A 24,548-nucleotide genomic window follows, 5' to 3' on the forward strand; every position below is an offset into this window, starting at 1 on the left:
ATGAAACCAACTTTAGAACTTCCTATTACACTACGTCCACCAGAATTGGATGAAGTTCCTATGAACTCTTCAGTTAAGGAACGATTGGAATTATGGAAAACAGCAAAAATTGTAGAAGGATTCAAAATTCTACCAAAAGGCAATAATCCCGAACACGAGGAATTAGCATTTAATTTTTACGCAGAAATTAATATTGACAACTCAAGACTTTGGAGTTTAATTCTTGAATTGAGCAATGAAATGCCAGATGAAATTTCACTGATTTTTAATCATTCAGATTGTGAACCTGAATATGGAAAATACTCTGACAAAAATCAAACTCTCGAATTTCTCGCCAAATATGAGACTGAAATTATTTCAGATACGTTTATCGATATTGGAATGATTTTTCACTCGGATTCTGAATTGATTGAAATTTTCGTTCCTGAATCCAAATACATAAAATTTTGGGGAGTTCACCAAGAATCATTTCTTAAATCAATGAATAAGTTTGACCTGAAAGAAATTGACGGAATTGAATTTGTGGATGAATATCCAAAAGTCAGAGAACCTTTAAGGTTGTTTAATGAAAATACAACTGACTCAAACGAACTGATTGAATTATTAAGAACAAATTTTAAAATAAAATAACTACAGGTAATAACTAAGTCTTCATGTGGTCATTACCGCCAAACATGAAGATCCCGATTTCTGTCGGGATTGACTGAACCGGATTCTGGTATCATTCGATTACGTTTTGACTTTCTATGGAGATTGCTTTGTGTTGGAGTGTTATTGTAATTGAATCTGACGAATGGTTTTATATTGACAAAAATGGAAATAAAATAAAAACGACACCACAATAAAGCATATAACTTATGGCGGGTAAACGGCTACCGGTAAGGTTTTCGCTCCTTAGCCAGTTTTGGTTCCCGTGGACTCGAAAACGCTTCGAAACCACCACAAGCCATATGAAAACCATTGTGCACAAGTTTGAAAACTGAACATATTAATGAAATTTGAAATACCTTTTGACGAGCAGATTTTTAAAGAACAAATGAATTTGAATTTCAATACTGCTTGGAATGACAATCTGAAAAAAAACAAAAAACAGTTGATTTGGGGAATTCCTATGATTTTATTAGGAGGACTAATCGTTTATGGAGAAAATTATCTTGGATTTCTATTTATTGCTATTGGACTTCAATACCTAATTAACTTCCTAAATTATAATTCTCATTACAAGAAAACTAAACAGAAACTTTCTGAATTAATTGAATCAGAAGTTGACGGACAAAAAAAAGCTAATGAAAATTGCATTTGGGAATTTAATGAAGACCATTTTAGATACAAAGACTATAGATTTGAAGGAAAAATAAAGTGGGAATCTTTTCAGAAAACTAGAGTTGTTGAAAATAATTTATTCATGGATCTCAATGTTGGTTATCATTTATCCTACATACTTGGAGAAAAAGAAGTCGGAACAGAAGATTTTAAAAAAATAACTGAATTTGTAAAAAATAAAATCGGAAATAAAACCAGCGCACAACACCGGCTCCTATGAAAAGCATTAGTCGCTTTCTCCAAAGTTAATATTTAAATTTTCAACTACTTCATCATTTTGTTTTTAAGCGTGTTGATTTATGGATGAAGCTCTGATTCATCCATAAACCAATACTATATAAATTGCTCAGCATCCTATATGTGATCGCTCTTTTGAGTGTCACCGGCATCTGTATGATTATAAGTTATAATAAACCCATTTACTTGCTATAAGTATGTGATCGTTCCAGACGTCACCCACGGTGTTTTGTAATATGGGTTTTAAATACTTCTTTGTGAGCTTTGTTATTGATTTTATTCTATTACTCCAATCTCATAAGGTGTTTCTGTTTTTATTACTGCCAGCGTTCGGCTTAATAACTTTCTGGCCACCTTTACAATAATACGCTTCACATTTTTGCCATAATGTTTCCGGTAATATGCTTGCATCACCGGATCGGTACGTATGGCCTGCCAGGATGCCTCTACGAAATAGGATCGCAGTAAGCGGTGGGCTCGTGGGGTCATCCCCATCACTCTGTAGGTTTCTGCACTTTGATAAACTCCTGGAGCCAAGCCTACATATCCAGCCAAATGTTTGACGCTGGAAAACCTTCTTAAATCACCCAGCTCACTTAGTATCCCACAGGCTACAATTCCTCCGATTCCCGGTATACTTTTCAATAAGTAATAATCCTTTTTAAAATGTTTTCGACAATAGGCCCGTAACTGACAGCTAACCAATCGTAAATCCTCATCGACAAAACGAAAATAGCGCATGCGGCTTTCCAAACTTGCCTTTGCAATAGGATACTCAAATACCATTTCATCCAACCATTTTCTATAATCATGACTCCAATGATCGTTGTCAAAATGTTCCGGGACCTTGATGCCGAAATACAATAACTGCATTTTGATATAGCTCTTAATCCGTATGAAATCTTTCACTAAATCATTGCGTCGGCGAAATAAACTCCGCAGTGCCTCCCGGTGTGTATCAGGTACCTCAATACTCTCCAAACGGCCATCCTTTAGCTCTCGGCTTATAAGTTGAGCATCAATGCGATCCGTTTTGGTAAACCGCTCTTTGCCTTTGCGATGAATATCTGCCGGATTTACAACCAGGGAATTCCATCCGAATGAGATAAAACTGCGATGTGCTGAATAACCACAACATCCGGCCTCATAGGCGGTACTGACTTCATGATCAGGAAAATGTTTTTTGACAAAAGTTCTTAATTGCAACGGATCCGGAGGCATACTAAAGGATTTACCAGCAAACAGATCTGTACTGCAATGAACTTTCCAGCTTCGTTTGTGTATGTCGATTCCAATGAATAACTTGGCACTAGCAGTTTGTTGTGTTTCCATCTCTATAAGTTTTAGTGAACTTTAAAGATAACCGACAAGCTGCTTTTACATAGATGCTATAGCTCATTGCTGCTGAATTCCTAATCGGAATTCATTGCAATTTGCTATCTTTCGATTACGGCGGAAAATCATAGCTGATTTTCCGTAACGAACCATACACAAAACCGTCAGCATCAATTAGGATTAAATGAAAAGAATAATAGGATTAACTGTAATTGGAATATTCTTCGTTGCGTGTCTAATGGCACAAGATGGTTCAAATATCAAATATTACGAGCCGATTAATCTTGATAGTTCATTTATTGGAAAATATTGTCACATTGATTTTGGAGAAGAATCTTTTGGAGGACGGATAATTGACACTATTGAAATCAAAGTAAAAGGTCAAAAGATGAGATTCTATGAGCATAGAAAAGATAACGGATTCAATAATTGGTTCAATGAGCAATATTTGATTCGAATAGAAGATAAAAATCTGGTATCAACCCGACTTCAAAATTCACGAATTGACTGCTTAACAACCGACAAAATATATTTGACTAGTGTTCTGCGCTATTACGCCAATGAATCACCAATTGACACGATAACGGTTTTTCAACATTGGTATGACCAAAAGAATATCTCAAAAGTGCTAATAAAGAATTAAAAGATGCTAAAAATGTATATGAAATAATAGCACCCTGCGGGATGTTCCACTTCATATACTCACCGTTACCCAACATTTGACAAAACATTGAACATTACACTTCGAAACATAAATTGGACTAAAATAAGTGGAATTCTGATTATCGGAATTTGTTTGATAGGAATGCTACTAAATTATTTTATCCAATTCTATCGAGGAACTTGGATTTATCAATATGGGAGTCTGATTTCGTTGCTTCTTTTTTATGGTGGAGTTTTCTGTTCATTAATCAACACTATATTTTTGATTTCAAAGCATAAATCGGAATTAAAAAATAATCTGATTTGGATTTTGGTAAGTGCTATTCCCTTTTTGTACATAACAATAATGATGACATAGCCTTTACAGCTAATTACGAAATAGAACGGAACTTTTGACTATGAAACAAAGACCTATATTAATTTCAGCTATAATTCTGACCTTGATAGTTGAATTAATCTTAATTATTTTAGTTTATAACAAGGTGGGGACTGAAAGACTACCTTCCCAAATTGGAAGACTAACTATTCAACTTATTTTAATAATATGGGTTTTGAGTAGTAAATCTAATGTTGGATTATTTTTATTAGCTGGTTATCACATTGTTTCAGGAATATTTGGATTGAGTTCCAAAGGTTCGGATGAATTGTTAGGACAAATATTAATTGGATTTCACATCATAATCGGAATAGTAATTTACTTTCACGATTGGATTGAAAACAAAATCGGAATAAAAAAAACGTCGGATAACAATGTATCCTATTAAAAGCCCTAGTCCAGTTCTCTAAAGTTAATATTTTATTTTTTTATTAGTCCATAATGTTGATTTTGGGGTGTTGAATTGTTGGCAACCCTTTTCAGCATAATGCTTGGTTGTCAATACTTCAACACCTTATATAACTTGCTCGGCATCCTATATGTGATGCCATTAGGTAAACCGCACTTTGCCTTTACGAAGAATATCTGCCGGATTTACAACCAGGGACTTCCATCCGAATGAGATAAAACTTCGGTGTGTTGAATAACCACAACATCCGGCTTCATAAGCGGTACTAACTTCATGATCAGGAAAATGTTTTTTGACAAAAGTTCGTAATTGCAACGGATCCGGAGGCATACTAAAGGATTTACCAGCAAACAGATCGGTAGCACAATGTACTTTCCAACTACGTTTGTGTATGTCGATACCAATGAATAACTTGGCACTAGCAGTTTGTTGTGTTTCCATCTCTATAAGTTTTAGTGAACTTTCAGGATACTCGACAAGCTACTTTTATATAGATGCTATAATTCATTGCTACGGTATTCCTCACAGTTTATTTGGGCAACTATACTATCTTTAAGTTTGGCGGAAAAGTCCTGCGGACGTTTTCCGCAACGAAACCATAGCCAAGACCGTTGTAGTGCATTTAAAAAAACCGATGAAAAGAATATTATTCCTAATATCGATAGTTCTAATTTCAAGTTGTAAAACTGAAAGTAAAACTGAAAAAAGTCTGACAACGAAATATCAAGAACCTATTTCTAAAATTCCTAAAGTTAATGACCAATTTCAGGCGTTTCTTGACCAATTTCCGACCAAAAGTCTTCCTATTAAAATTAATGCTTGCGCAGATGAAATTCTTGACTTACCAAAATTAGATATTAATTTAAGCTCCGAATATTCTGAAAATGTCGAATTTGAACATATTTACGGTATAATCCCATCGAAAGGAAATTATATTACGACAATTACACTTAGCGAAGCCGAATGTTTTGTTCCAATTCTAAATACTTATAAATTAAACGGAGAAAAAATTGACTCTAAAGAAATTTTTATTGGTTATTGTGGTTTTGAAGCCTGTTACGAGTGTGTGGAATCGATGACAATTGACATAAAAAATCAGATATACGTGGCTGACACTACAAAAACATATGATTGTGATGACAACTACAATGCAATCACAGGTACTGAAAAGATTAAAGTCATATACCAAAAAGGTAAATTGACTGAAAATGGAATTATAGAATTAACAAAAGAAACTGAGAAAATAATTTATTAAATACGCACTACAACAAGCTGTATAAGCCATTGCCGGTTCCTCTCTCTTATTTAAAAATTTTCTTACATTAGTCAGTGAATATTAATCGAGCCAAAAGTTAGCGCAGTTCACGAACTGCAATGGCAACGGCTCATACACGGTGCGTTGTAAGCAAGCTAAAAACCGAACTTTGAATGAAATTTAAACTGACTTTTATAGTACTTTTTTTAATTACAATAAACGGATATGGACAAAATCTGAATATGGTAATTGAAGTAAACGAAAGATTAGTTGTTGGAGAAATCGCAGGAGTATATCTGAATTACGAAAATGCGGACGGAACGAAAAGCAGAAATCTTGTCGGATATCATCCTGGAGAATTAAGACTTCAAAAAGAAGATTGGGAAAAAATAAAAGCTGAATCGACTAAAAAAATAACTCTGACTTTTGACTACTATGCTCTTAAGGAAAAGTATCACCACAGCGTAAATTTCGGAATTGAAATGCAAAAACATCATTTTGAAAAAAGCTATCTAATTTTAAGAGTTTATGATTTTAGGGAACGGAAATTTAGAAAACGATATGGATGTTTGACTGACGAAAAATACATAGCGGAATTTAATTTCCCTCAAGGTGGAATTTTAATAAGATGTCGATGAAAAAAAGCCAACTTACAACACCGTATCCTATGAAAAGTATTAGTCGCTTTCTCCAAAGTTAATATTTAAATTTTCAACTACTTCATCATCTTTTTTTAAGCGTGTTGATTTATGGAGGAAGCTTTGATTCATCTTTAAATCAATACTATATAACTTGCTGAGCATCCTATTTGTGATTCCATTAGGTAAACCGCTCTTTGCCTTTGCGATGGATATCTGCCGGATTTACAACCAGGGAATTCCATCCAAACGAAATAAAACTTCGGTGTGCTGAATAACCACAACATCCGGCTTCATAAGCGGTACTCACTTCATGATCAGGAAAATGTTTATGAACAAAAGTTCTTAATTGCAACGGATCCGGAGGCATGCTAAAAGATTTACCGGCATAAAGATCTGTACTGCACTGTACTTTCCAGCTTCGTTTGTGTATGTCGATTCCAATGAATAACTTGGCACTAGCAGTTTGTTGTGTTTCCATCTCTATAAGTTTTAGTGAACTTTAAAGATACTCGACAAGCTGCTTTTACATAGATGCTATAAGCAAGCGGGCGGATAGTGCTAAACGAAACAATAATACTTTCAAAAAACTATGGTCACGGCTGATAGGAAAGTAGGTTTTAAAGCCCGCCTACTCATAGCCAAACCGTTGCCAAACATTTAAAAAGACACTTGAGACAAGTAATTAATATAATATCAGGATTCATATTCGGACTTGCACCATTAGCAGGAGCGACAATTATAGGAATTGCAATTTATGCTTCTCTTCCGAATACGATAGGAATAATAATACTTGGACTCTTGGGAGTTCTATCAATTTGGCTAGGACTAAAAATATTTAAGAGAGTACAAATTGTAGGTCCAATCGAATTTATGACAGCAGTTCACGCTTCTCCTGACCTTGACAATCTTGAACCGACAAAAGACAGTGAAACAAAGAGGAGATTCCCAGAAGAATTTGTTCGAATTGTAGAGAACAACGACAATTTGTTCAAGGGCGGAACATTCAGAATATTCGGAGACTGGTTTGGTAAGCCTTATGATAACTACCACGAAATAGAATCTGCTGAATATGACGAGCAATTAAAGCGATTGACTTTGAATTTTAATGAAGGTGAAAAGCTCGAAATTTACAATCCAAAACATATTTTTGAAGCTTCTACATTTCTTAAAATAATAAATGCTGACAGAATTCAATTGACTTGGTTTTATTACGGTAAAACTCAGACAAAAGAAAATCAATACTTTCTTGACTATAATTTAAAAGATAAAAAAGTAACGACTGAAACAAATGTTGATTGGTATAAACCAATTTTTGATGTTTCACTAGGAGAACCAGCATTGATGATTTATGGATGAAAAACAAAAACATTTGGCAACAATGTACAACCGCAATTACAGCGGATTCGACTACATCCTAATCCACTCGGAATTGCAAATGCCAGTGCTAAACCGAAAAACAAAGTAAACCAAACCAATAACTGACGGTTATACGAACCATTGCCAACAATTTGAAAAAACATTTAGGCCACATTTTAATTCTGATTTTTATACTACATTTTGGATGTAGAGAAAATATTTCCGAGAATTTGGATAAGGAAAAAACAAATGAACTTTTTACACAAATAATTAATGATTCCACTGACCATTTTTTGGATTCGAGTTGTATTAGTGAAAAAACTAAATTTCTTTATACAATTATTACACCTGACTTTGACAATTTCATAAAAATGGAATTAGACATTAAGCAAGAAACACATTTAAAAAAGCAATTAGAATTATTTCGTAATTTTCAAATTACAGAAAAATTGGCTTTTGGAAGAAACATTATATCGGAATTAGAATTCAAAAAATTTGCAAGTGATGCTGAAAATGGAAATAATTCATTTTGGCCTTGGTTAGATTCAAATTGTGAAAATGGTTATTTATCCATAAGTAAACCAATTTTTAATGAAACCTTCGACAAGGCATTTATAGTAATTGGTTCAATTTCAGGAAGAAAATCTGGTGGTGGAGAAACACGAATTTATCAGTTTAAAAATGGAAAATGGACTATTGAAAAAACGGAATTTGAATGGATAAGTTAAATAAAAACTGTGGGCAATAACTAAGTCTTCGTGTAAGCTCCCCTAAGAACTTATGTTTGCGGTGGACTTTGTGGAAGTGGTGGTATTTTCTATTTAGAAAAAATAAATGGTAAATGGTGAAATATGAAGGACGATGGATTGCATAAAAAAACTGTTTACAACAAGCTGTATAAGCCATTTACGGTTCCTCTCTCCTATTTAAAAATTTTCTTACATTAGTCGGTAATTATAAATCGAGCCAAAAGTTATTGCAGTTCACGAAGTGCAAGGGCAACGGCTCATACACCAGAGCGTTGTATACCATTTTATACTAGCATTTTGATGAAAACAATATTTTCAACATTCATATTCATTTCAACGTTATTTTCATATTCTCAAAATCAAGAAACAATTGATTGGATAACAAACAATTCTATAGAAATTGAAGATGCAAATCCAGATTCTGTATTAAAGATTTTTGAGCAAAACACACCTGATAAATTTTCCAAAGCCAAGATTTATGGTTTTGGAGAGGCCTCCCACAACACCAAAGAATTTTTTAATCTCAAAGCCAAGTTTTTTAAATATTTGGTAAAAACTCAAGGTGTTAAAACTTTTGTAATGGAAGAATCTTACCAAGCTGAATCTGGAATAAATGAATGGATAAGTGGAGGTAAGGGAGATATAGAAACTATTGCCAAAAACTTTAATACTGGATTTTGGTATACAAAAGAAATTGTAACTCTTCTACAATGGATGAGAGAATATAATAAAGACAAATCCCATGAACAGCAAATTAAGTTTTATGGAATGGATGTTCAAATAGGTAAAAGACTAAATCAAGAGATACGGGAGTTTGTTGATAGCACTAAAATTTCAATAGACGAAAAACTTTTAGCAGTTGCTGATAGTTCTGCAAATAAGGAAATAGAATATGATAAAAAAGAAACTTGGTGGCAAATTCAACTTCCAAAATTAAAAGAACTAAAAAAACAAATAATTAATTCGAACGTAGAAAGGGAGGAATTTAAAAATGTACTAAGAAGCATAGATTACTTAGTAAGTTATACAGAATATGCTTCTCTCGTGAAAGAAGAATATCCTAAAAGCACAGAATTCAGAGATCTAAAAATGTTCGAAAATGTAAAATATATCGTAGAAAATTTATCTACAAATGGGAAAGTATTTATTTGGGCTCATAATGAACACATCAACAAAAATGAAATGTACAGTACAGGTAGTTACATTATAAACCTGGGCCGTAATTTAAAGGATTATTATGGTGACGATTATTACTCAGTAGGATTCGATTTTGGAATTGGAAAAATAAACGGTTTAGTCACTGATAAAAAGAAAGGGAATTATTGGAAAACATACGATATAGAAAAGCCGATTAGAAAAACTTATGCAGAAACGTTAATGCTAGTGAACAAGGACATTTATTTTATTGAATTCGACAATAATTTAGAATTCTTCAACGAAAAGTCGAAGCATTTGCTAATTGGTGGTGGAGGATATAAGCCAAAACCCTTGCATAGAATTTTAATTAATAAAGTATATGCAGACACATATGATGCATTAATTTTTGTAAAAAATATTTCCGTGCCAGATTACAATTTAAATTAAGTAATAAAACGGTGTACAACAACGATTCTTCATCAATAAGCGGCACCGTTAGAAAGAAAATAATTAACTTGAACAACAAACCAATACTAAGCCAACAAATCCGTGTCCCCTACTCCGCCAACTGAAGATAACCGAGACCGTTGTGGTGCATTAAAAAATGGACGAGAAAATAGGAGCATATAAATCACCAGGGAAAGTTCACGGATTTGACTTCATATTTGAAGGAGAAATCAGATTCGGACCGACTTATTTTAAAGTGAAGTTGGACGGGGAGATGATTAAGAATAGAATTTTTGGATTTGAATTTAAATGGCATCCTGAATCAAAGTATTTGGCACTACAAGAGTGGCTGACAACTGACTACCAAAAAGGACCGATTACGGCTTTGACAATAATTGACTTGAAAACAAGAAAGTTTGCCAAAATCTCAAAAGCAAAAAAAGGATTTATAAAGCCTCTGAAATTTGAAAATGAACTGATAATATTTGAAAAAGAGTATTTGGCATCAGGAAAAACGCTTGAATATAAAATCAACTACGAACAAATAGAGAATTGGGAAAAGGAATAAAAACGCAACACCAACAACGCATCCTATAGCTTATGGCGGATAAACGGATGTCAGCAAGGTTTTCGCTCCGTAGCCAGCTTTGGTCTCGGTGGACAGGAAAGTGCTTCGAAACCGCCACCAGCCATATGCAAAACGTTGTGAGCAAGCGGAGAAAAAGATGACCGATAAAGAATTAAAATATTACGACAGAATCAAATCGACTTTTATCGGACGAAAAATAGTTGAAGTCTTTTATGAGGAATTGAACTACGAAGAAGATTCAGAATATTGGGTACATTCGACTGAGATTCACTCTGTGGATATGAATGTAATATTCCGTTTGGACAATAACAAACTTATTCAAATCAAATGGGACAACGAATTTCATTGTTACGGTATCGGATTTGAAAAGCTAACCGAATTAAAGAAAAGAGACGGAATTAAAATAATTTCATTGACAGACAATCCAAACTGGAAAAAGTTGATGGATAAAACATTAACCGAAATAGTTGTCCTTTGGGACAAAAGTTTTAGTCAAGAATTACAAATAGTGAACAATGAATTTGCGCCAAAAGGAAAGAAGACACCAATCAAACTTCCCCAAACTTGGCAAATCGAATTCGAAAATGAAAAAATATGGATTTCAGCACTGGAGATTAAAGAAAACCAAAAAGATAATTATTATTGGGCTGACCATTTAACAATACTATTTACCGACAAAGGAAAGGAAAAATATAAACTGATTGAAAACGCCAGCACACAACGACGGCTATAATTCAGCGTGGCGATAGTGTAAAAACCTAAAGTAAAGCATATATTTAAGCTGATTTCTCTGCGAAATAGTCCTGCGGACGATTCCACGCTGAAATCATAGCCAAACCATTGCATTAATTTCAAAAAAGACCGTGATTAAAGAAAATTCAGGAAAAATTTATAGATTCAAACTTGATCACAATTTCGGGTTTGGATTTGCAGAAATTTATGACTTTACCGATTTTTCAGAATTTGACGGTAGAATTATTTATACATTCAACCGAATTGATAATGAAGAAAAAACTGATTACGATTTAAAAAACATAACGGAATCTGGAATTTCTTTGGGACCAATAAGAAGTGTAAATTTTCCTGGTACAAGAGGTAAATATGCTACAAAATATATTGGACAAAGAACTGATTTAATAATCCATGAAATTCCAGTAACCAAAGAATATCATGGATTACTAATTAACGAGAATAATTGGAATAATTTAAAGAAATGGTATCGTTCAGATAAATTTGAGAAATTGCATTCCAACTTTGTAAATTATAACGATTTGAGAAATTTAGAATCACGGATATTAAGCTCAACTGTTGGCATTGCAACAAAGTTGACTATGAAAAAAATCATTGACGAAAATAATAAAGTATCTGATTTTTATGACTTAAGGGAAATTGGGAATTTCAATTTATTTGTACAGTTAATTAACACATATTATCCGATTGAAAAAACGGAAAAACTATTAAATGAAATAAAAAACTAATGGCAACAACGTGTAAAAATAATTGCTTGGTTCTAGTCTACTCGAAAAATCCTGCAGATTTTCCTCTGGTTCGTTCCATTTAAGTAAGTTAGTTGCTCACACACACAACTATCCTTACACAAATCATTGTGCACTATTAAAACTTGCCAGTAAAATCCGTTGATTTATGAAACTTACAGAAAATCAATTTGAAGAAGCGGCTTACGTTATCGAAAAAGCGAACGGAGTTTCTCATTCGGAATATGAACTGAAAATAATTGCGGAATCGGAATTTAAAAACCGTAATACTTCTGAACTGGAAACGCTAATTGTTGATGGACTAAACGCTGGACTTTATAAAACCGAATCGGAAAGGATAAGTGCTTATTGGTGTCTGTACAAAATTGGCAATCCTAAACTTAAAGAGGACTTTGTAAACTGGTTGGGAATGGAATTAAAAAAAGGAAATAAAAACACTCTTTTCCAACTTCTAGTAGCATTGGACGGAATTGGGGAAAAGGCATTCGCTGAGGAGAGAACCGGGCGAGCTGCTGACGAATTGGACTTAAATGTCCGTGACGCTATGGAATACTTAGAAAAAAACAGTGCACAGCACGGTGTCCTATGAAAAGCATTAGTCGCTTTCTCCAAAGTCAATATTTTAATTATCAACTACTTCATCATTTTGTTTTTAAGCGTGTTGATCTATGTATGAAGCTCTGATTCATCTTTAAATCAATACTATATAACTTGCTCAGCATCCTATATGTGATTCCATTAGGTAAACCGCGCTTTGCCTTTGTGATGGATATCTGCCGGATTTACAACCAGGGAATTCCATCCAAACGAAATAAAACTGCGGTGTGCTGAATAACCACAACATCCGGCTTCATAAGCGGTACTCACTTCATGATCAGGAAAATGTTTATGAACAAAAGTTCATAATTGCAACGCATCCGGAGGCATGCTAAAGGATTTACCGGCAAACAGATCTGTACTGCAATGAACTTTCCAGCTTCGTTTGTGTATGTCAAATCCAATGAATAACTTGGCACTAGCAGTTTGTAGTGTTTCCATCTCTATAAGTTTTAGTGAACTTTAAAGATACTCGACAAACTGCTTTTACATAGATGATAAAAATAATGGCGTATTTTCTACCAATAAAAAGAAAAGTAATAAAAACAATCATTGGTCTAAACTGAAAAAATTGTGGTCATAAAACCGCCATATTCTTATACAAGACCGTTGTACACCATTTAAGAAAACCAAGAAAATGAGTTGGGACATTGTACTTTTTAATTCAAAACAGAAAATTAATTCGGTTACCGAATTGGATGAAAATCAATTGGAACCGACTGATTTTAGTGGAATTTTGGAAACCTCATTTGACCGAATAAACAAAAACGAAAACCATCGAGAAATAGTCGGGACTGAATTTACGATTGACTTTTTTTCCGATAGTGAGTATTCGAGTAATTTTATGTTATCCTTATATGGGGAAAATGGAATTTACGCCTTGATTAAATTGGCTAAAAAATACAAGTGGCAAATTTATGACTCTGGTATCGATGAAATGATTGACTTGGAAAACCCAGAGAAAAACGGATTTAAAAATCATAAGGAATATGTTGAAAAAATTGGACATATAAAGTAAATGATATATACTATCAAGGTTTGGTTGTTTACCGTAATAATTTCACCGCTTTTGTTAGCCTTAATTTTGGGTGTTATTTTAAATAACTCTAGTTTCAATAGTATATTGAGTTCTTACGAAATTGTATTTGTTATGATACTAGTAGGTTTAATTTCATCTATACCAGCAATGGTAATTTTTGGATTAATTAAACAGCGTTTAAAGAACAAATTTTCGGATTTAAAAGAGAAAATAATCTTGTCCTTTTATTCTTTTTTGTCAGTTTGGATTACATTTTACATAGTAGATAATGGATTTATAACACGATGGTCGGAACAAACAATTTGGGTATTAATTTATTCCTTAACAATAGTAATAGGAGTTTGGATTTTTAAATTTCCAAAAGGTGAATTAATTGAATAAAAAACGGTGTACAACACAGTGCATAAAACATAGCTAGTAAGTGCTTGACAATAGGTCTATGCCTATTTACAGAGACCGCCAAATTTTTAAATTTGGCTTTTAGAAAAGAAAAATTAAAAACAAAACATAAAAATTCGGCTCTGTGTTAATCCGAAAAGTTAGCGTCTTTTTTTACGCTACGTTTCATACACAAACCGTCAGACTGCGCAAAAACATATTTTGAATACTAGAATATTTGGAGGGGTATCTGAAAAAAAAATCAAATACGGGAATCTCAGAGAGTTAAATTTAGTTATTGCGCAGACTCCCGTTACCTGAAATTAAAAAGTTGACAAGAATACTAGCCATATTAATGATTCTAACTTCTGCAAATATGTTTGCTCAAGAATCCAAATATTGTGATGCACAATGGTGTAGTCTCCCGAAAAATCACGAAGCTCATTCTGATCCATACTACAATGGACACCTTTGTGAGAACTTTGATTCTAAGCAAGCTAATTTTAGTGCAGAGTATTTAAGACTTCAAACAGAATGGCTATCAAAAATAGCTACGGATAAAACTGAACAATTAGTCAGGTATAACTTTGATACAGACTCATTATTTAACACAGGTGAATTTCAACAAAATGGAATCATAGGGTTAGATTACAAAAGAATTAGATTCCATATTTCTGACACCAAACAAAAAGAAGGTGAATTAGAATTTATAATAAGCGGTAAATCAAATGTTACAGGAAACATCTGTGACTTTAAAGGCTCTTTAAAAGTTCTCAAGGTGTATGAGATTACCGAAAATTATGATTTTCCAGGACAAGCAACACTTTTTGCAGAGTATGAATTCTTTGAAGACAGCACTCAAAATCATGTGGGCATATTCAAAGGAACATTTGAATGTTCTATCGTGATTGACCATGAGACAAAAGAAATCAAGCTTGACGAAAGTTTTGCAATTGCGGACGGCTATTACAACCGTACTTATGTAGGCATATGGGAAAGTTATAATTCCGGAAAAAGGAAAAAATGCATTTGGGGTGATTATCGGCTGCCATTCACATTTGACTTTGACTGTGGAGATGGCGAAATGATGGTCAATTTAAAGTATATAAAAAATGGATGGGAAACATTTGGAGATGGTTCAGAATATGAATACAGGATAGGTAAACTCAGACTAAAAAAACAATGGTGGAAATAAAAAAACTACAGGCAACAAGCTGTATGCAACATTGCCAGGCCATAACACCTAATAAAATATTTTCTTACATTGATCAGTGAATTCTAATCGAGCCAAAAGTTAGTGCAGTTCACGAACTGTTATGGCAACGAATCATACACCGGAGCGTTGTAAAACATTTAAAACGAACCGCAAATGGGATTAGATTCTGTAGAATTAGTAATGTCAGTTGAGAAAAAATTTGGAATTAGAATTCCTGATGCTGATTGCGAAAAAATTTATACTGTTCAGGATTTTGCGGATACAGTTTATAAAATGATTTCAATTCATTCAACTGAAAAATGCTTAACCCAAATTATTTTTTACCGAATTAGTAAAGCTTTCGAAAACTTGGAGTTATCCAAACAAGAAATAAAACCTAACACGAAATTATCTGATTTACTGACTCAATCAGAATTAAAAACAAATTGGAATCGTTTAGGGGCAGAACTCAAATTTAAATTACCTGAATTAGCTGTTCTTGACTTTAATCCAAACTTGGATTCTTACGTAACGTTTTTAGGTATTCGTACAATTAAAAGACAAACACCGGTAACAAAAGGAACAATAAAACAATTAATTGATTGGATTATATCACTCAATTTTAAAAAGATGATTGATATTCAAAAGATTACCAACAAATATGAGGTTGAGAGAATAATTTCAGGAATTATAAGCGAAAATATGGGAATTCCAATAAGCGAAATTGAATTAAAACACTCAATAACAAATGATTTAGGAATTGACTAAAAAAACGTTTTACAACAAGCTGTATAAGCCATTGCCGGTACCTCTCTCCTATTTAAAAATTTTCCTACATTAGTCAGTGAATATTAATCGAGCCAAAAGTTAGCGCAGTTCACAAACTGCAATGGCAACGGCTCATACACCAGGCGTTGCCACCAATTAGAGAAATGACCACGAAAGAAATTTACGAAAAAGCGAATAACGTTGTCGGAATTGAAGGAAGGACTGGAAATGAACGTCTTTGGGAAAGTGGTTTAATGGATGAATTTGACAAAGCGAAAAAAACAGACAAATACAAAGCTCGAATAATACTTCAAGCATTAAAATTTGACGAACTTTCCATTGGCAGAATAGTTGGATTCTCAATGGACTCTCTGGAATATCCAAATGCTTGGGATTTTCCGAATGAAAACTCAAACGGACAAGAAGATGAAAATAAAGCTACGTTGGAATATTCCAATCTTAAAGAAGTTGGAATGGGTGCGCCATTGATTGGAAAATGTAAAGTCAGACTTAATGACAATAAAGAAATTCTGATTTACGAAAATTGCGGTGGACCAGCAATTTGGACACGAAACGGACAAAAAGTTGCAATACCGATTTGGGACAGCTCATTTTTTGGCGGAACATTTCAAAGAATCGGAATTGTGGACTTGAAAAACCAAACGCTGACTAAATACAAAAAGAAATTTCGAGTTTTGGATTTAAAGTCATTTAGTGGTAACAATATTGTTGGATATGACAGTCCAATCCACCGAATGAAAAAAATTGAATTTGATTATATTAACGAACCTATTGAAAAAATTATCGGAATAAAATAACTGGTGGTAATAACTAAGGCTATAATTCATCGTGGCGACAGTGCAAAAACCAAAAGTAAAACCTATATTTAAACTGATTTCTCTGCGAAATAGTCCTGCGGACAATTCCACGCCGAAATCATAGCCCAACCGTTACTTGCAAGCTGAAAAACGAACCGAATGAACATAATACAAAAAATATCTAGAGGTATAATTAAGATCTCATTTGACACATCTGTTTTGACAATTGAGTATTTCAATAAAATGGACAGGTACCATAAACAAGTTGATGACTTAAGAAAACTCGAAAACGGAACATTAGGAAAGGAAATTGCCAATTGCTTAGACGACCACAAATTGACTCTTGTGCCCAATTATGAAAGTCACGATTTAAAACACCTTTTACTTGACTACAAAATGACAGCAGAAGATGAAATTCGGATGCAAGCCTTTATGATTGGAAATGGCAATTATTCAATTCCATCATTTACAATTTTCTTTTTTGGAGCTATTTTACTTCCTGACTTATGGACGACTTTTTATTCGGATTTTGAAAAAGGACGGCAAACTGTCCCAATCTCAAACTGGACAATTAATGACTTTGCAAACAGACCAATTAGAGAATTAAGAAATGAATTGGCTCAGCCAATAAGACAAAAAATAAACCTAATAGATATGAAACGATTGACTCAATTAGTTGCAATGGCAACAGTTTTCGCAGGAGTATTTGGAATGTTATTTTGCCTTCCGTTTTTATTCTCGTCAAATATGGCTGACCTGTTTGGAGCAGGATTCCCATTTGTTGGAGGTGCTATTTTATTCGTTGGTGGACTTCTGACTTTGTCAAACCTGACGAAAGAAAAAAATAAAAGCCAGCAAGTAACATCGGCTACAGCAAATGCGGGTTGACTGCTAAAAAATGAAAATATTTAAACTAAATAACATTCGGTCTGGTGGACAAAGATTCGGTTTTAAAACCCCATACTTGCCATAGCAAGGACCTTTACCTGCAAGCTGAAAACAGAAATGCGAAAATTAATTGGACTTATATTGTTATTAACTCTAACGAGTTGTTCCTACAACACGGATTTCTATATTTTTAATTCAACTGATAAGCCGATTATAGTGACGTACGAATCTGGACCAAATGGAAAAATCTTCGTGACTGACCCAATGATTGTGGAATTTGACTCGGATTTTCAAACTCGTGAAATAAAAAAAGCATACGAATACAAAACTGAACTTAAAGCTGATTCGAAAAATAAAATCATTAGGTGTGAATTGAAAAGCGGACAAGCACTTTGGATTGGACACGATTTGAATTTTACTTTGACGAATCCAAACGAGGCTCTGATGTTGAAAGAAAATCTTGTTGAATTAAAGGTAGAACAGAACGGAAATCAAATATTTCGTGTGGATGACAGATATGTAATTGACTTTTTTGAAACGATTGACATTCACACTGTCGGAATTAAAGTAAAAAAAGCCAGCAGGTAACAACGGCTCCTATGAAAAGCATTAGTCACTTTCTCCAAAGTTAATATTTAAATTTTCAACTACTTCATCATTTTGTTTTTAAGCGTGTTGATTTATGGATGAAGCTTTGATTCATCTTTAAATCAATACTATATAACTTGCTCAGCATCCTATATGTGATCGCTCTTTTGAGTGTCACCGGCATCTGTATGATTATAAGTTATAATAAACCCATTTACTTGCTATATATATGTGATCGTTCCAGACGTCACCCACGTTGTTTTGTAATATGGGTTTTAAATACTTCTTTGTGAGCTTTGTTATTGATTTTATTCTATTACTCCAATCTGATAAGGTGTTTCTGTTTTTATTACTGCCAGCGTTCGGCTTAATAACTTTCTGGCCACCTTTACAATAATACTCTTCACATTTTTACCATAATGTTTCCGGTAATATGCCTGCATCACCGGATCGGTACGTATGGCCTGCCAGGATGCCTCTATGAAATAGGATCGCAGTAAGCGGTGGGCTCGTGGGGTCATCCCCATCACCCTATAGGTTTCTGCACTTTGATAAACTCCTGGAGCCAAGCCTACATATCCAGCCAAATGTTTGACGCTGGAAAACCTTCTTAAATCACCCAGCTCACTTAGTATCCCACAGGCTACAATTCCTCCGATTCCCGGTATACTTTTCAATAAGTAATAATCCTTTTTAAAATGTTTTCGACAATAGGCCAGTAACTGACAGCTAACCAATCGTAAATCCTCATCGACAAAACGAAAATAGCGCATGCGGCTTTCCAAACTTGCCTTTGCAATAGGATACTCAAATACCATTTCATCCAACCATTTTCTATAATCATGACTCCAATGATCGTTGTCAAAATGTTCCGGGACCTTGATGCCGAAATACAATAACTGCATTTTGATATAGCTCTTAATCCGTATGAAATCTTTCACTAAATCATTGCGTCGGCGAAATAAACTCCGCAGTGCCTCCCGATGTGTATCAGGTACCTCAATACTCTCCAAACGGCCATCCTTTAGCTCTCGGCTTATAAGTTGAGCATCAATGCGATCCGTTTTGGTAAACCGCTCTTTGCCTTTGCGATGAATATCTGCCGGATTTACAACCAGGGAATTCCATCCAAACGAAATAAAACTGCAGTGTGCTGAATAACCACAACATCCGGCTTCATAAGCGGTACTCACTTCATGATCAGGAAAATGTTTATGAACAAAAGTTCTTAATTGCAACGCATCCGGAGGCATGCTAAAAGATTTACCAGCAAAAAGATCTGTACTGCAATGAACTTTCCAACTACGTTTGTGTATGTCGATTCCAATGAATAACTTGGCACTAGCAGTTTGTTGTGTTTCCATCTCTATAAGTTTTAGTGAACTTTAAAGATACTCGACAAGCTGCTTTTACATAGATGCTATAATTCAGCGTGGCGATAGTGCAAAACCGAGAAGAAAAACATATAACCAGCTTGATTTCTCTGCGGAATAGTCCTGCTGACGATTCCACGCCGAAATCATAGCCAATCCGTTACCTACAATTATGAAAAACAACATATTAATAATTCTTCTAACATTTAGTTCATTAGTATTTGGACAAAATTTAAAAGGAAATTATTCTGGATATTGGGCTTCAACTAATTGGAGTTATATTTTTGATGGTAATGGAAATTTTGAATATGTAACTGCAGGTCATTTCGGTTTTACAAAATCCAAAGGAAAGTACGAAATCAAGGGAGATACAGTTTATCTGAATGCCAAAAAAACTGGAATAGGAACTTTGGATGTTAAAAGGAGAATGCTAATTGAAAAAGATTCCTGCATAATTGACTTGATAATGAGATATGACTATTGCAAGTCGAGAAATAGTGAGTTTCTAAATTCTAATAAACGGAACTTCAAATTTCCCCAAACAAAACCTGAAAACACTAAATCAATATCGGATTTAAAAGCTGTTTTAGATTCTGCCTTTACAAATCCCAAGGTTGTTGATTATTTTCATTTTGAAGAATTTCCTGAGAGAAGATTGATTTTTAAACCTTATTTTGAGTTAAATGAATTAAACTTTCCTAATTTTAAAATTGGAAATAAAACATTAGGATTTAAAACAACTGATTTGCCAAAATTCTATATTGAGTTTATCGAAATTAATCAAAGTAAAGAATCTATCGAACTTGAATTTGAAATCAAAGATGAAGGAGTTGAATTTACTATGATTTATGAGATTGCAAATAAAGAATGGAAATTGGAATATGAAAGACATAACGAAAAATAACTGTAGGTAACACTGGTAACCGTTGCACAAGTCTATAATTTTCAGAAAGATGATATAAAAGCGCCCTTTTTAAGGGCGTTTGTTGTTTTTGATAGTTATTTATCATCCTAATTCAAGGGAATTATATGGGGTAATATAGGGCTTAAAAACAGCTTTAAATTGAGAAATAATAGACTGAAGACTTACCGCCCCACTCTTACTGTGTTTTTCAATGAATTTCAGGTACTTTTTAAGGTTATAGGCAAACGCCGATAGCTGCATGCACTTATTGGCCTGCTTGATTCCAATGGTATAGCCCCTAAAAATATTAATTTCGTTGGGGTTTTTAATCCTTTAGCCAACATTATAGGCTTTAAAAATTGTCAAGCAAAAAGATCAACACGATATATACCATAAAAATAATGGCATAGGTGTTACTCTCCATCACAGAAAATGCCAATACGATCGACGGTATCACTGCCAGAGTAACGGGAATGTGAATAATAGCACAAAACAAAACTAATTTAAATAACCCGGAATTTTATAGACTAAGGCAACAGATTACTGAACACCAGTTTGGAACATTAAAAAGACAATGGGATTTTAGTTACACCTTGGTAAAGGGGAAACAACACGTACTAACTGAAGTAAATCTTATCATGATGAGCTATAATCTTAAAAGACTTTTAGCCATTTGGGGACCAGAAAGAATAAAAGAAAGGTTCAAAGAACTTTTCCTTGAAAATACAACTATAAATAAGTCAATTAAGCACATTTTAAGCACTTTGAACTTATTGAAAAATATAGACAGTGTAGAAAGAAAATTCTTTAAAACGTCTGTAATACTTCCGTAAATCCAAACGAAACACTTATTTTAGTCCAAAATGAGGTTGATGCGCAGCCTCCCGTTAGGCACATTTGAAAAAAAAATCGCATAATGAAATATGATTGAATTTTTAAAAGGAGGAAAAACTCTGAATGGAGTAAAAATGGGAATGAATATCGACGAACTATATTCGATTTTGGGAAAGCCAACAAATGTTAGCGGAGAAAAAAATTACGGTTATATACATTACGGAGAATATCGCTATGGATTTACTGATGACATAATTAATGAAATGTCAATAGAATTTAAACTGATTGAAAAGCCATTTGAGTTTCCCAATTTAGAATATAAAAAATATGATATTTCTCTTTTTGAAAATTTTAAAATCAAATCTAAAAGTAAAATTCATAAAATAATCAGCTTTGTCAATCACTTGCAACTGAATTGGAAAGCGCAAAATGGAATTGACAAAGATTCGTTGACAATAAAAATTGAAAACGGACCATATATTGTATTCAATCTTTATGATGGAACTGTAGATAAAATTACAATTGTAGATGGCCACCAAAACGACTGATTTTCTATTCGGATGTAAAAACCTTTATTCATTAGGAATTCATCCTTTTGACTTTAGTAAATCTGACTCTGACGAGTACAAAGCAATTATTGAACTTGGAAAAGAAATAATACGAGATATTGGACTTCAAAGTTTCCCTGAATTTATAATCGAATATCAATATCATGTTGGAATTTGGTCGTCGTTTATAACATTGGAATTTGGAAAACTAGACCAAAATGAAATTCTACAAATTAGTGGAACTAAATCTAAATTATCGGCTTGTTTAGAGAAAATTGAACAGAACGAAATTAATGAATTGCCCAGTGATATTGTTGAAAACAAAAATAACTGGATAACAAAAATAAAAACGTGCTACAACAATGGCTCCTATAAGTAATTGCTTGTTCTCGCCTACTTCTTCCCGCACGTGCGGGACTCGAGGATTTTCAGCTTGGTGTGTACCTGTCTGCCGACAGGCAGGCTTGTAAAGTTAAGTGCTAAACCACGCAACTACTCATAGCCGAAGCCATTGGCATCCATTTGAAATGAAAATCGTTCAAACTATAATAATTACAATTCTATCACTGTTTCTGACTATATTTTTGGCTGGAGGAGGCCACGGAACTTATATTCCTGCGAAACTGATTTACCCTTTCACAATGATAATTGCGGAATTCAAAAACGAAATCGGAATTGTTGGAATTTTACTAGCAATCATACAGATTCCGACTTATGCTCTGATTCTGAATAACAAACCGAACTGGAAATATTACTTACTCGGAATTCATTGCATTGCGGTAATTATTGGATTATATATTAACAACGGCTCTTTCTAAAATATGATTGGATTTTTTATTATATCATTCTTTTAACTTTTTTTCGAAGCTTTTATCTATTTTGGTTATTATCAAGATTATAAAAGAAAACCGAAAGAATTTACTAGAAGTATTATCGGAATGCCAATTGGACTTTTAGCAAGTTTCTTCGGACTTAAATCAATTGACGAAAGACTTAAAAAATGGGCAAATAACTCGGAATTGTAAAACAATGAACCTAAAAAATAAAAACGTATACCAACACCGGCTCCTAGTTCATTGCTGCAGTAATCCTCACAGCTTATTTAGGCAACTTTACTATCTTTAAGCCTGGCGGAAAAGTCCTGCGGACATTTCACGCAACGAAACCATAACCAAAACCGTTGTAAAACATTTAAGAGAACCGTATGAAATTCATATTAAAGCTATTTTTCGGAATTTTGACATTCACTTTGAATGCTCAAACAGACGGAGAAGAAACTGTTATATTCTCAAGAATCGGAGAATTGAGTGATGAGCAATTAAATAATTCTGGAACTTCTAAACTGATTTTTGTTACGGACAAAAAAGAAGCTGAAAAAATGGCGGAATTGGATATTAAAAACGGAAATCCATTTTTGTTGCTAATGGGCGGCGTTGCACCAACTATAATTGCTACTGACCCACAATTTGAAAAAGAATACGGAATTTACTTTTACGAATTTGGTTGTACTGGACCTGAAAATGACATAATAATTGCTTACAATAGAATTGTATTTGAACACTTAAGCTCAACAAAAGAAAAAAAATGGATAAATGAAGTTAGAGATGACGTAATCGGATTTAAGGAATGGAAACGCAATTACAAACGAAAAAATTAAATACAATGACTGAATTTATAATTATATCCATTCTTGTAATTCTATTTGCTGGATTCTTATATTGGGCTTATTTACCGGATTATCAAAGAAATCCAAAAGAATTCTGGAGAACCATAATTGGAATGCCAATAGGAATGATCTTAGGCGGATTAGGATATCCAACTTTAAATTATAATATTAAAAAGTGGGCAACGAAGAATAAAAAAGTTAATCGTTAGTAAAAACGTTTTACAACAACGTATAACAACAATTGCGGCTTTGTGCCCTGCGGACACAACCGCGCAAGCATAAAAGTTGGTTATTTTAGCTATCTTAATTTTTAACCAATCCGCAACTGATCATTATACAAGACCGTTGTGCATAATTAGATGACCGAAAAACAAATAGAAAAAATAATTGACTCTAATAAAGTTTTATCTGATGAACTTGATAAAGATAAATATTTTGGATTTTTTCCCGCTGTTTTAATAACTCTTGCATTTGGAATACCAAACTTGCCTTTCATTACTGATAATACGACTTTTAATCCGACAGTTAAATGGATTGGACTACTCTCAGGCTTACTGCTGATTTTGTTGACGTTTCTAAGTTTTAATAAAGAGAAAGAAATAAAATCGGTTATAACTAATCTAGATAAAGAATCGAATAGGCAAATAATTGAGAAATATTTTTGTGACCAGAATATTTCATTGACTAAATATTCAAACTATTACTCAACATTACTACCGAGTTTATTCTATAAAAAGGGTTTGAAATTGATAATCATACCAAGGAATAATAAAATTCTATTCAATTTAAGAACAATTGGTTTTGCAGTGGAGGGTGGTAGAATACCTTACTCAATCGGAAAACAAATACAACAAAATAAACTGACCGAAAAAATAAGAAACTATGCACAACAAGGAATATAAAAAATTGCTACATTTAGTTTTACCAATGTTAGTTGCT

At 33.5% G+C, this 24,548-nt stretch carries 31 protein-coding genes and 1 pseudogene; 26 read left to right on the forward strand and 6 right to left on the reverse strand.

The window, feature by feature from the left end:
* Both DMZ48_RS14080 and DMZ48_RS14085 read left to right on the forward strand, forming a co-directional pair.
* Positions 1-630, forward strand: coding sequence for a hypothetical protein (locus tag DMZ48_RS14080; RefSeq protein ID WP_143955801.1), 630 nt, complete (start codon positions 1-3; stop codon positions 628-630).
* Positions 631-991: 361 nt separating this feature from the next.
* Positions 992-1,543, forward strand: coding sequence for a hypothetical protein (locus DMZ48_RS14085; protein ID WP_143955802.1), 552 nt, complete (start codon positions 992-994; stop codon positions 1,541-1,543).
* A gap of 293 nt (positions 1,544-1,836) precedes the next feature.
* Here the strand turns inward: DMZ48_RS14085 and DMZ48_RS14090 are convergent, their stop codons facing one another.
* Positions 1,837-2,892 (reverse strand): IS110 family RNA-guided transposase, encoded by a 1,056-nt coding sequence (locus DMZ48_RS14090; RefSeq protein ID WP_143955803.1) that lies wholly within the window; start codon positions 2,890-2,892, stop codon positions 1,837-1,839.
* Positions 2,893-3,079: 187 nt separating this feature from the next.
* On the opposite strand from DMZ48_RS14090, the gene DMZ48_RS14095 reads away from it, so the two are divergent.
* Positions 3,080-3,538, forward strand: coding sequence for a hypothetical protein (locus tag DMZ48_RS14095; RefSeq protein WP_143955804.1), 459 nt, complete (start codon positions 3,080-3,082; stop codon positions 3,536-3,538).
* A 418-nt stretch (positions 3,539-3,956) separates the two neighbouring features.
* A complete protein-coding gene (locus tag DMZ48_RS14100; protein ID WP_143955805.1) occupies positions 3,957-4,322 on the forward strand; it encodes a hypothetical protein in 366 nt (121 codons plus the stop codon).
* A 162-nt stretch (positions 4,323-4,484) separates the two neighbouring features.
* Here the strand turns inward: DMZ48_RS14100 and DMZ48_RS14105 are convergent, their stop codons facing one another.
* Positions 4,485-4,784 carry a hypothetical protein gene (locus tag DMZ48_RS14105; protein ID WP_199287999.1) on the reverse strand — a complete coding sequence of 100 codons (300 nt, stop codon included), beginning with the start codon at positions 4,782-4,784 and terminating at the stop codon, positions 4,485-4,487.
* Positions 4,785-4,977: 193 nt separating this feature from the next.
* Between DMZ48_RS14105 and DMZ48_RS14110 the strand changes: the two genes are divergently transcribed.
* Both DMZ48_RS14110 and DMZ48_RS14115 read left to right on the forward strand, forming a co-directional pair.
* Positions 4,978-5,598: a hypothetical protein gene (locus DMZ48_RS14110; RefSeq protein ID WP_143955806.1), complete on the forward strand. Its 621-nt coding sequence runs from the start codon at positions 4,978-4,980 to the stop codon at positions 5,596-5,598.
* A 173-nt stretch (positions 5,599-5,771) separates the two neighbouring features.
* Complete coding sequence (locus tag DMZ48_RS14115; RefSeq protein WP_143955807.1) at positions 5,772-6,236, forward strand: hypothetical protein; 465 nt, start codon at positions 5,772-5,774, stop codon at positions 6,234-6,236.
* A gap of 181 nt (positions 6,237-6,417) precedes the next feature.
* Here the strand turns inward: DMZ48_RS14115 and DMZ48_RS14120 are convergent, their stop codons facing one another.
* The gene (locus DMZ48_RS14120; RefSeq protein ID WP_199288001.1) at positions 6,418-6,717 is read right to left on the reverse strand and encodes a hypothetical protein; all 300 of its coding nucleotides are present in this window, start codon (positions 6,715-6,717) and stop codon (positions 6,418-6,420) included.
* 191 nt (positions 6,718-6,908) lie between these two features.
* On the opposite strand from DMZ48_RS14120, the gene DMZ48_RS14125 reads away from it, so the two are divergent.
* From DMZ48_RS14125 to DMZ48_RS14155, 7 genes are all read left to right on the forward strand, one after another.
* The gene (locus tag DMZ48_RS14125) at positions 6,909-7,595 is read left to right on the forward strand and encodes a hypothetical protein (protein WP_143955808.1); all 687 of its coding nucleotides are present in this window, start codon (positions 6,909-6,911) and stop codon (positions 7,593-7,595) included.
* 152 nt (positions 7,596-7,747) lie between these two features.
* Positions 7,748-8,323, forward strand: coding sequence for a hypothetical protein (locus DMZ48_RS14130; RefSeq protein WP_162558728.1), 576 nt, complete (start codon positions 7,748-7,750; stop codon positions 8,321-8,323).
* Positions 8,324-8,644: 321 nt separating this feature from the next.
* A complete protein-coding gene (locus DMZ48_RS14135; protein ID WP_143955810.1) occupies positions 8,645-9,928 on the forward strand; it encodes an erythromycin esterase family protein in 1,284 nt (427 codons plus the stop codon).
* 157 nt (positions 9,929-10,085) lie between these two features.
* Complete coding sequence (locus tag DMZ48_RS14140; RefSeq protein ID WP_143955811.1) at positions 10,086-10,496, forward strand: hypothetical protein; 411 nt, start codon at positions 10,086-10,088, stop codon at positions 10,494-10,496.
* 157 nt (positions 10,497-10,653) lie between these two features.
* Entirely contained in the window at positions 10,654-11,250 is a 597-nt protein-coding gene (locus DMZ48_RS14145; RefSeq protein ID WP_143955812.1) for a hypothetical protein, read from the forward strand.
* A 130-nt stretch (positions 11,251-11,380) separates the two neighbouring features.
* Positions 11,381-11,995, forward strand: coding sequence for a hypothetical protein (locus tag DMZ48_RS14150; protein WP_143955813.1), 615 nt, complete (start codon positions 11,381-11,383; stop codon positions 11,993-11,995).
* 166 nt (positions 11,996-12,161) lie between these two features.
* On the forward strand, positions 12,162-12,602 hold the full coding sequence (locus tag DMZ48_RS14155) for a hypothetical protein (RefSeq protein WP_143955814.1): 441 nt from the start codon (positions 12,162-12,164) through the stop codon (positions 12,600-12,602).
* Positions 12,603-12,913: 311 nt separating this feature from the next.
* Here DMZ48_RS14155 and DMZ48_RS18650 read toward each other — a convergent pair whose 3' ends face one another.
* Positions 12,914-13,051 (reverse strand): hypothetical protein, encoded by a 138-nt coding sequence (locus DMZ48_RS18650; RefSeq protein ID WP_162558729.1) that lies wholly within the window; start codon positions 13,049-13,051, stop codon positions 12,914-12,916.
* Positions 13,052-13,247: 196 nt separating this feature from the next.
* On the opposite strand from DMZ48_RS18650, the gene DMZ48_RS14160 reads away from it, so the two are divergent.
* From DMZ48_RS14160 to DMZ48_RS14185, 6 genes are all read left to right on the forward strand, one after another.
* Complete coding sequence (locus DMZ48_RS14160; protein ID WP_143955815.1) at positions 13,248-13,628, forward strand: hypothetical protein; 381 nt, start codon at positions 13,248-13,250, stop codon at positions 13,626-13,628.
* A 775-nt stretch (positions 13,629-14,403) separates the two neighbouring features.
* Positions 14,404-15,222 carry a hypothetical protein gene (locus DMZ48_RS14165; protein ID WP_143955816.1) on the forward strand — a complete coding sequence of 273 codons (819 nt, stop codon included), beginning with the start codon at positions 14,404-14,406 and terminating at the stop codon, positions 15,220-15,222.
* A 174-nt stretch (positions 15,223-15,396) separates the two neighbouring features.
* The gene (locus DMZ48_RS18865) at positions 15,397-15,990 is read left to right on the forward strand and encodes an acyl carrier protein (protein ID WP_143955817.1); all 594 of its coding nucleotides are present in this window, start codon (positions 15,397-15,399) and stop codon (positions 15,988-15,990) included.
* Between the two features lie 164 nt (positions 15,991-16,154).
* Positions 16,155-16,808, forward strand: coding sequence for a hypothetical protein (locus tag DMZ48_RS14175; RefSeq protein WP_143955818.1), 654 nt, complete (start codon positions 16,155-16,157; stop codon positions 16,806-16,808).
* 159 nt (positions 16,809-16,967) lie between these two features.
* The gene (locus DMZ48_RS14180; protein ID WP_143955819.1) at positions 16,968-17,696 is read left to right on the forward strand and encodes a hypothetical protein; all 729 of its coding nucleotides are present in this window, start codon (positions 16,968-16,970) and stop codon (positions 17,694-17,696) included.
* A gap of 117 nt (positions 17,697-17,813) precedes the next feature.
* On the forward strand, positions 17,814-18,284 hold the full coding sequence (locus DMZ48_RS14185) for a hypothetical protein (protein ID WP_143955820.1): 471 nt from the start codon (positions 17,814-17,816) through the stop codon (positions 18,282-18,284).
* A 308-nt stretch (positions 18,285-18,592) separates the two neighbouring features.
* Here DMZ48_RS14185 and DMZ48_RS14190 read toward each other — a convergent pair whose 3' ends face one another.
* Positions 18,593-19,648: an IS110 family RNA-guided transposase gene (locus tag DMZ48_RS14190; RefSeq protein ID WP_143955821.1), complete on the reverse strand. Its 1,056-nt coding sequence runs from the start codon at positions 19,646-19,648 to the stop codon at positions 18,593-18,595.
* Between the two features lie 181 nt (positions 19,649-19,829).
* On the opposite strand from DMZ48_RS14190, the gene DMZ48_RS14195 reads away from it, so the two are divergent.
* Positions 19,830-20,561, forward strand: a complete 732-nt coding sequence (locus DMZ48_RS14195; RefSeq protein WP_143955822.1) for a hypothetical protein — start codon at positions 19,830-19,832, stop codon at positions 20,559-20,561.
* A gap of 102 nt (positions 20,562-20,663) precedes the next feature.
* Here DMZ48_RS14195 and DMZ48_RS18910 read toward each other — a convergent pair.
* Positions 20,664-20,852: pseudogene (locus tag DMZ48_RS18910) on the reverse strand (hypothetical protein); the annotation flags it as partial.
* A gap of 191 nt (positions 20,853-21,043) precedes the next feature.
* Between DMZ48_RS18910 and DMZ48_RS18915 the strand changes: the two are divergent.
* From DMZ48_RS18915 to DMZ48_RS14225, 6 genes are all read left to right on the forward strand, one after another.
* Positions 21,044-21,394 carry a transposase gene (locus tag DMZ48_RS18915; protein WP_422395441.1) on the forward strand — a complete coding sequence of 117 codons (351 nt, stop codon included), beginning with the start codon at positions 21,044-21,046 and terminating at the stop codon, positions 21,392-21,394.
* Between the two features lie 90 nt (positions 21,395-21,484).
* Positions 21,485-21,943 (forward strand): hypothetical protein, encoded by a 459-nt coding sequence (locus DMZ48_RS14205; RefSeq protein ID WP_143955823.1) that lies wholly within the window; start codon positions 21,485-21,487, stop codon positions 21,941-21,943.
* Positions 21,924-22,322, forward strand: coding sequence for a hypothetical protein (locus tag DMZ48_RS14210; RefSeq protein WP_143955824.1), 399 nt, complete (start codon positions 21,924-21,926; stop codon positions 22,320-22,322). Before DMZ48_RS14205 ends, DMZ48_RS14210 begins: the two co-directional genes overlap by 20 nt.
* Positions 22,323-23,147: 825 nt before the next feature.
* A complete protein-coding gene (locus DMZ48_RS14215; RefSeq protein ID WP_143955825.1) occupies positions 23,148-23,600 on the forward strand; it encodes an FEKKY domain-containing protein in 453 nt (150 codons plus the stop codon).
* A gap of 5 nt (positions 23,601-23,605) precedes the next feature.
* A complete protein-coding gene (locus DMZ48_RS14220) occupies positions 23,606-23,818 on the forward strand; it encodes a hypothetical protein (protein ID WP_143955826.1) in 213 nt (70 codons plus the stop codon).
* A 150-nt stretch (positions 23,819-23,968) separates the two neighbouring features.
* On the forward strand, positions 23,969-24,511 hold the full coding sequence (locus tag DMZ48_RS14225) for a hypothetical protein (protein WP_143955827.1): 543 nt from the start codon (positions 23,969-23,971) through the stop codon (positions 24,509-24,511).
* Positions 24,512-24,548 lie beyond the last annotated feature (37 nt).

This window comes from Robertkochia solimangrovi, assembly GCF_007279655.1.
Lineage (GTDB): Bacteria > Bacteroidota > Bacteroidia > Flavobacteriales > Flavobacteriaceae > Robertkochia > Robertkochia solimangrovi.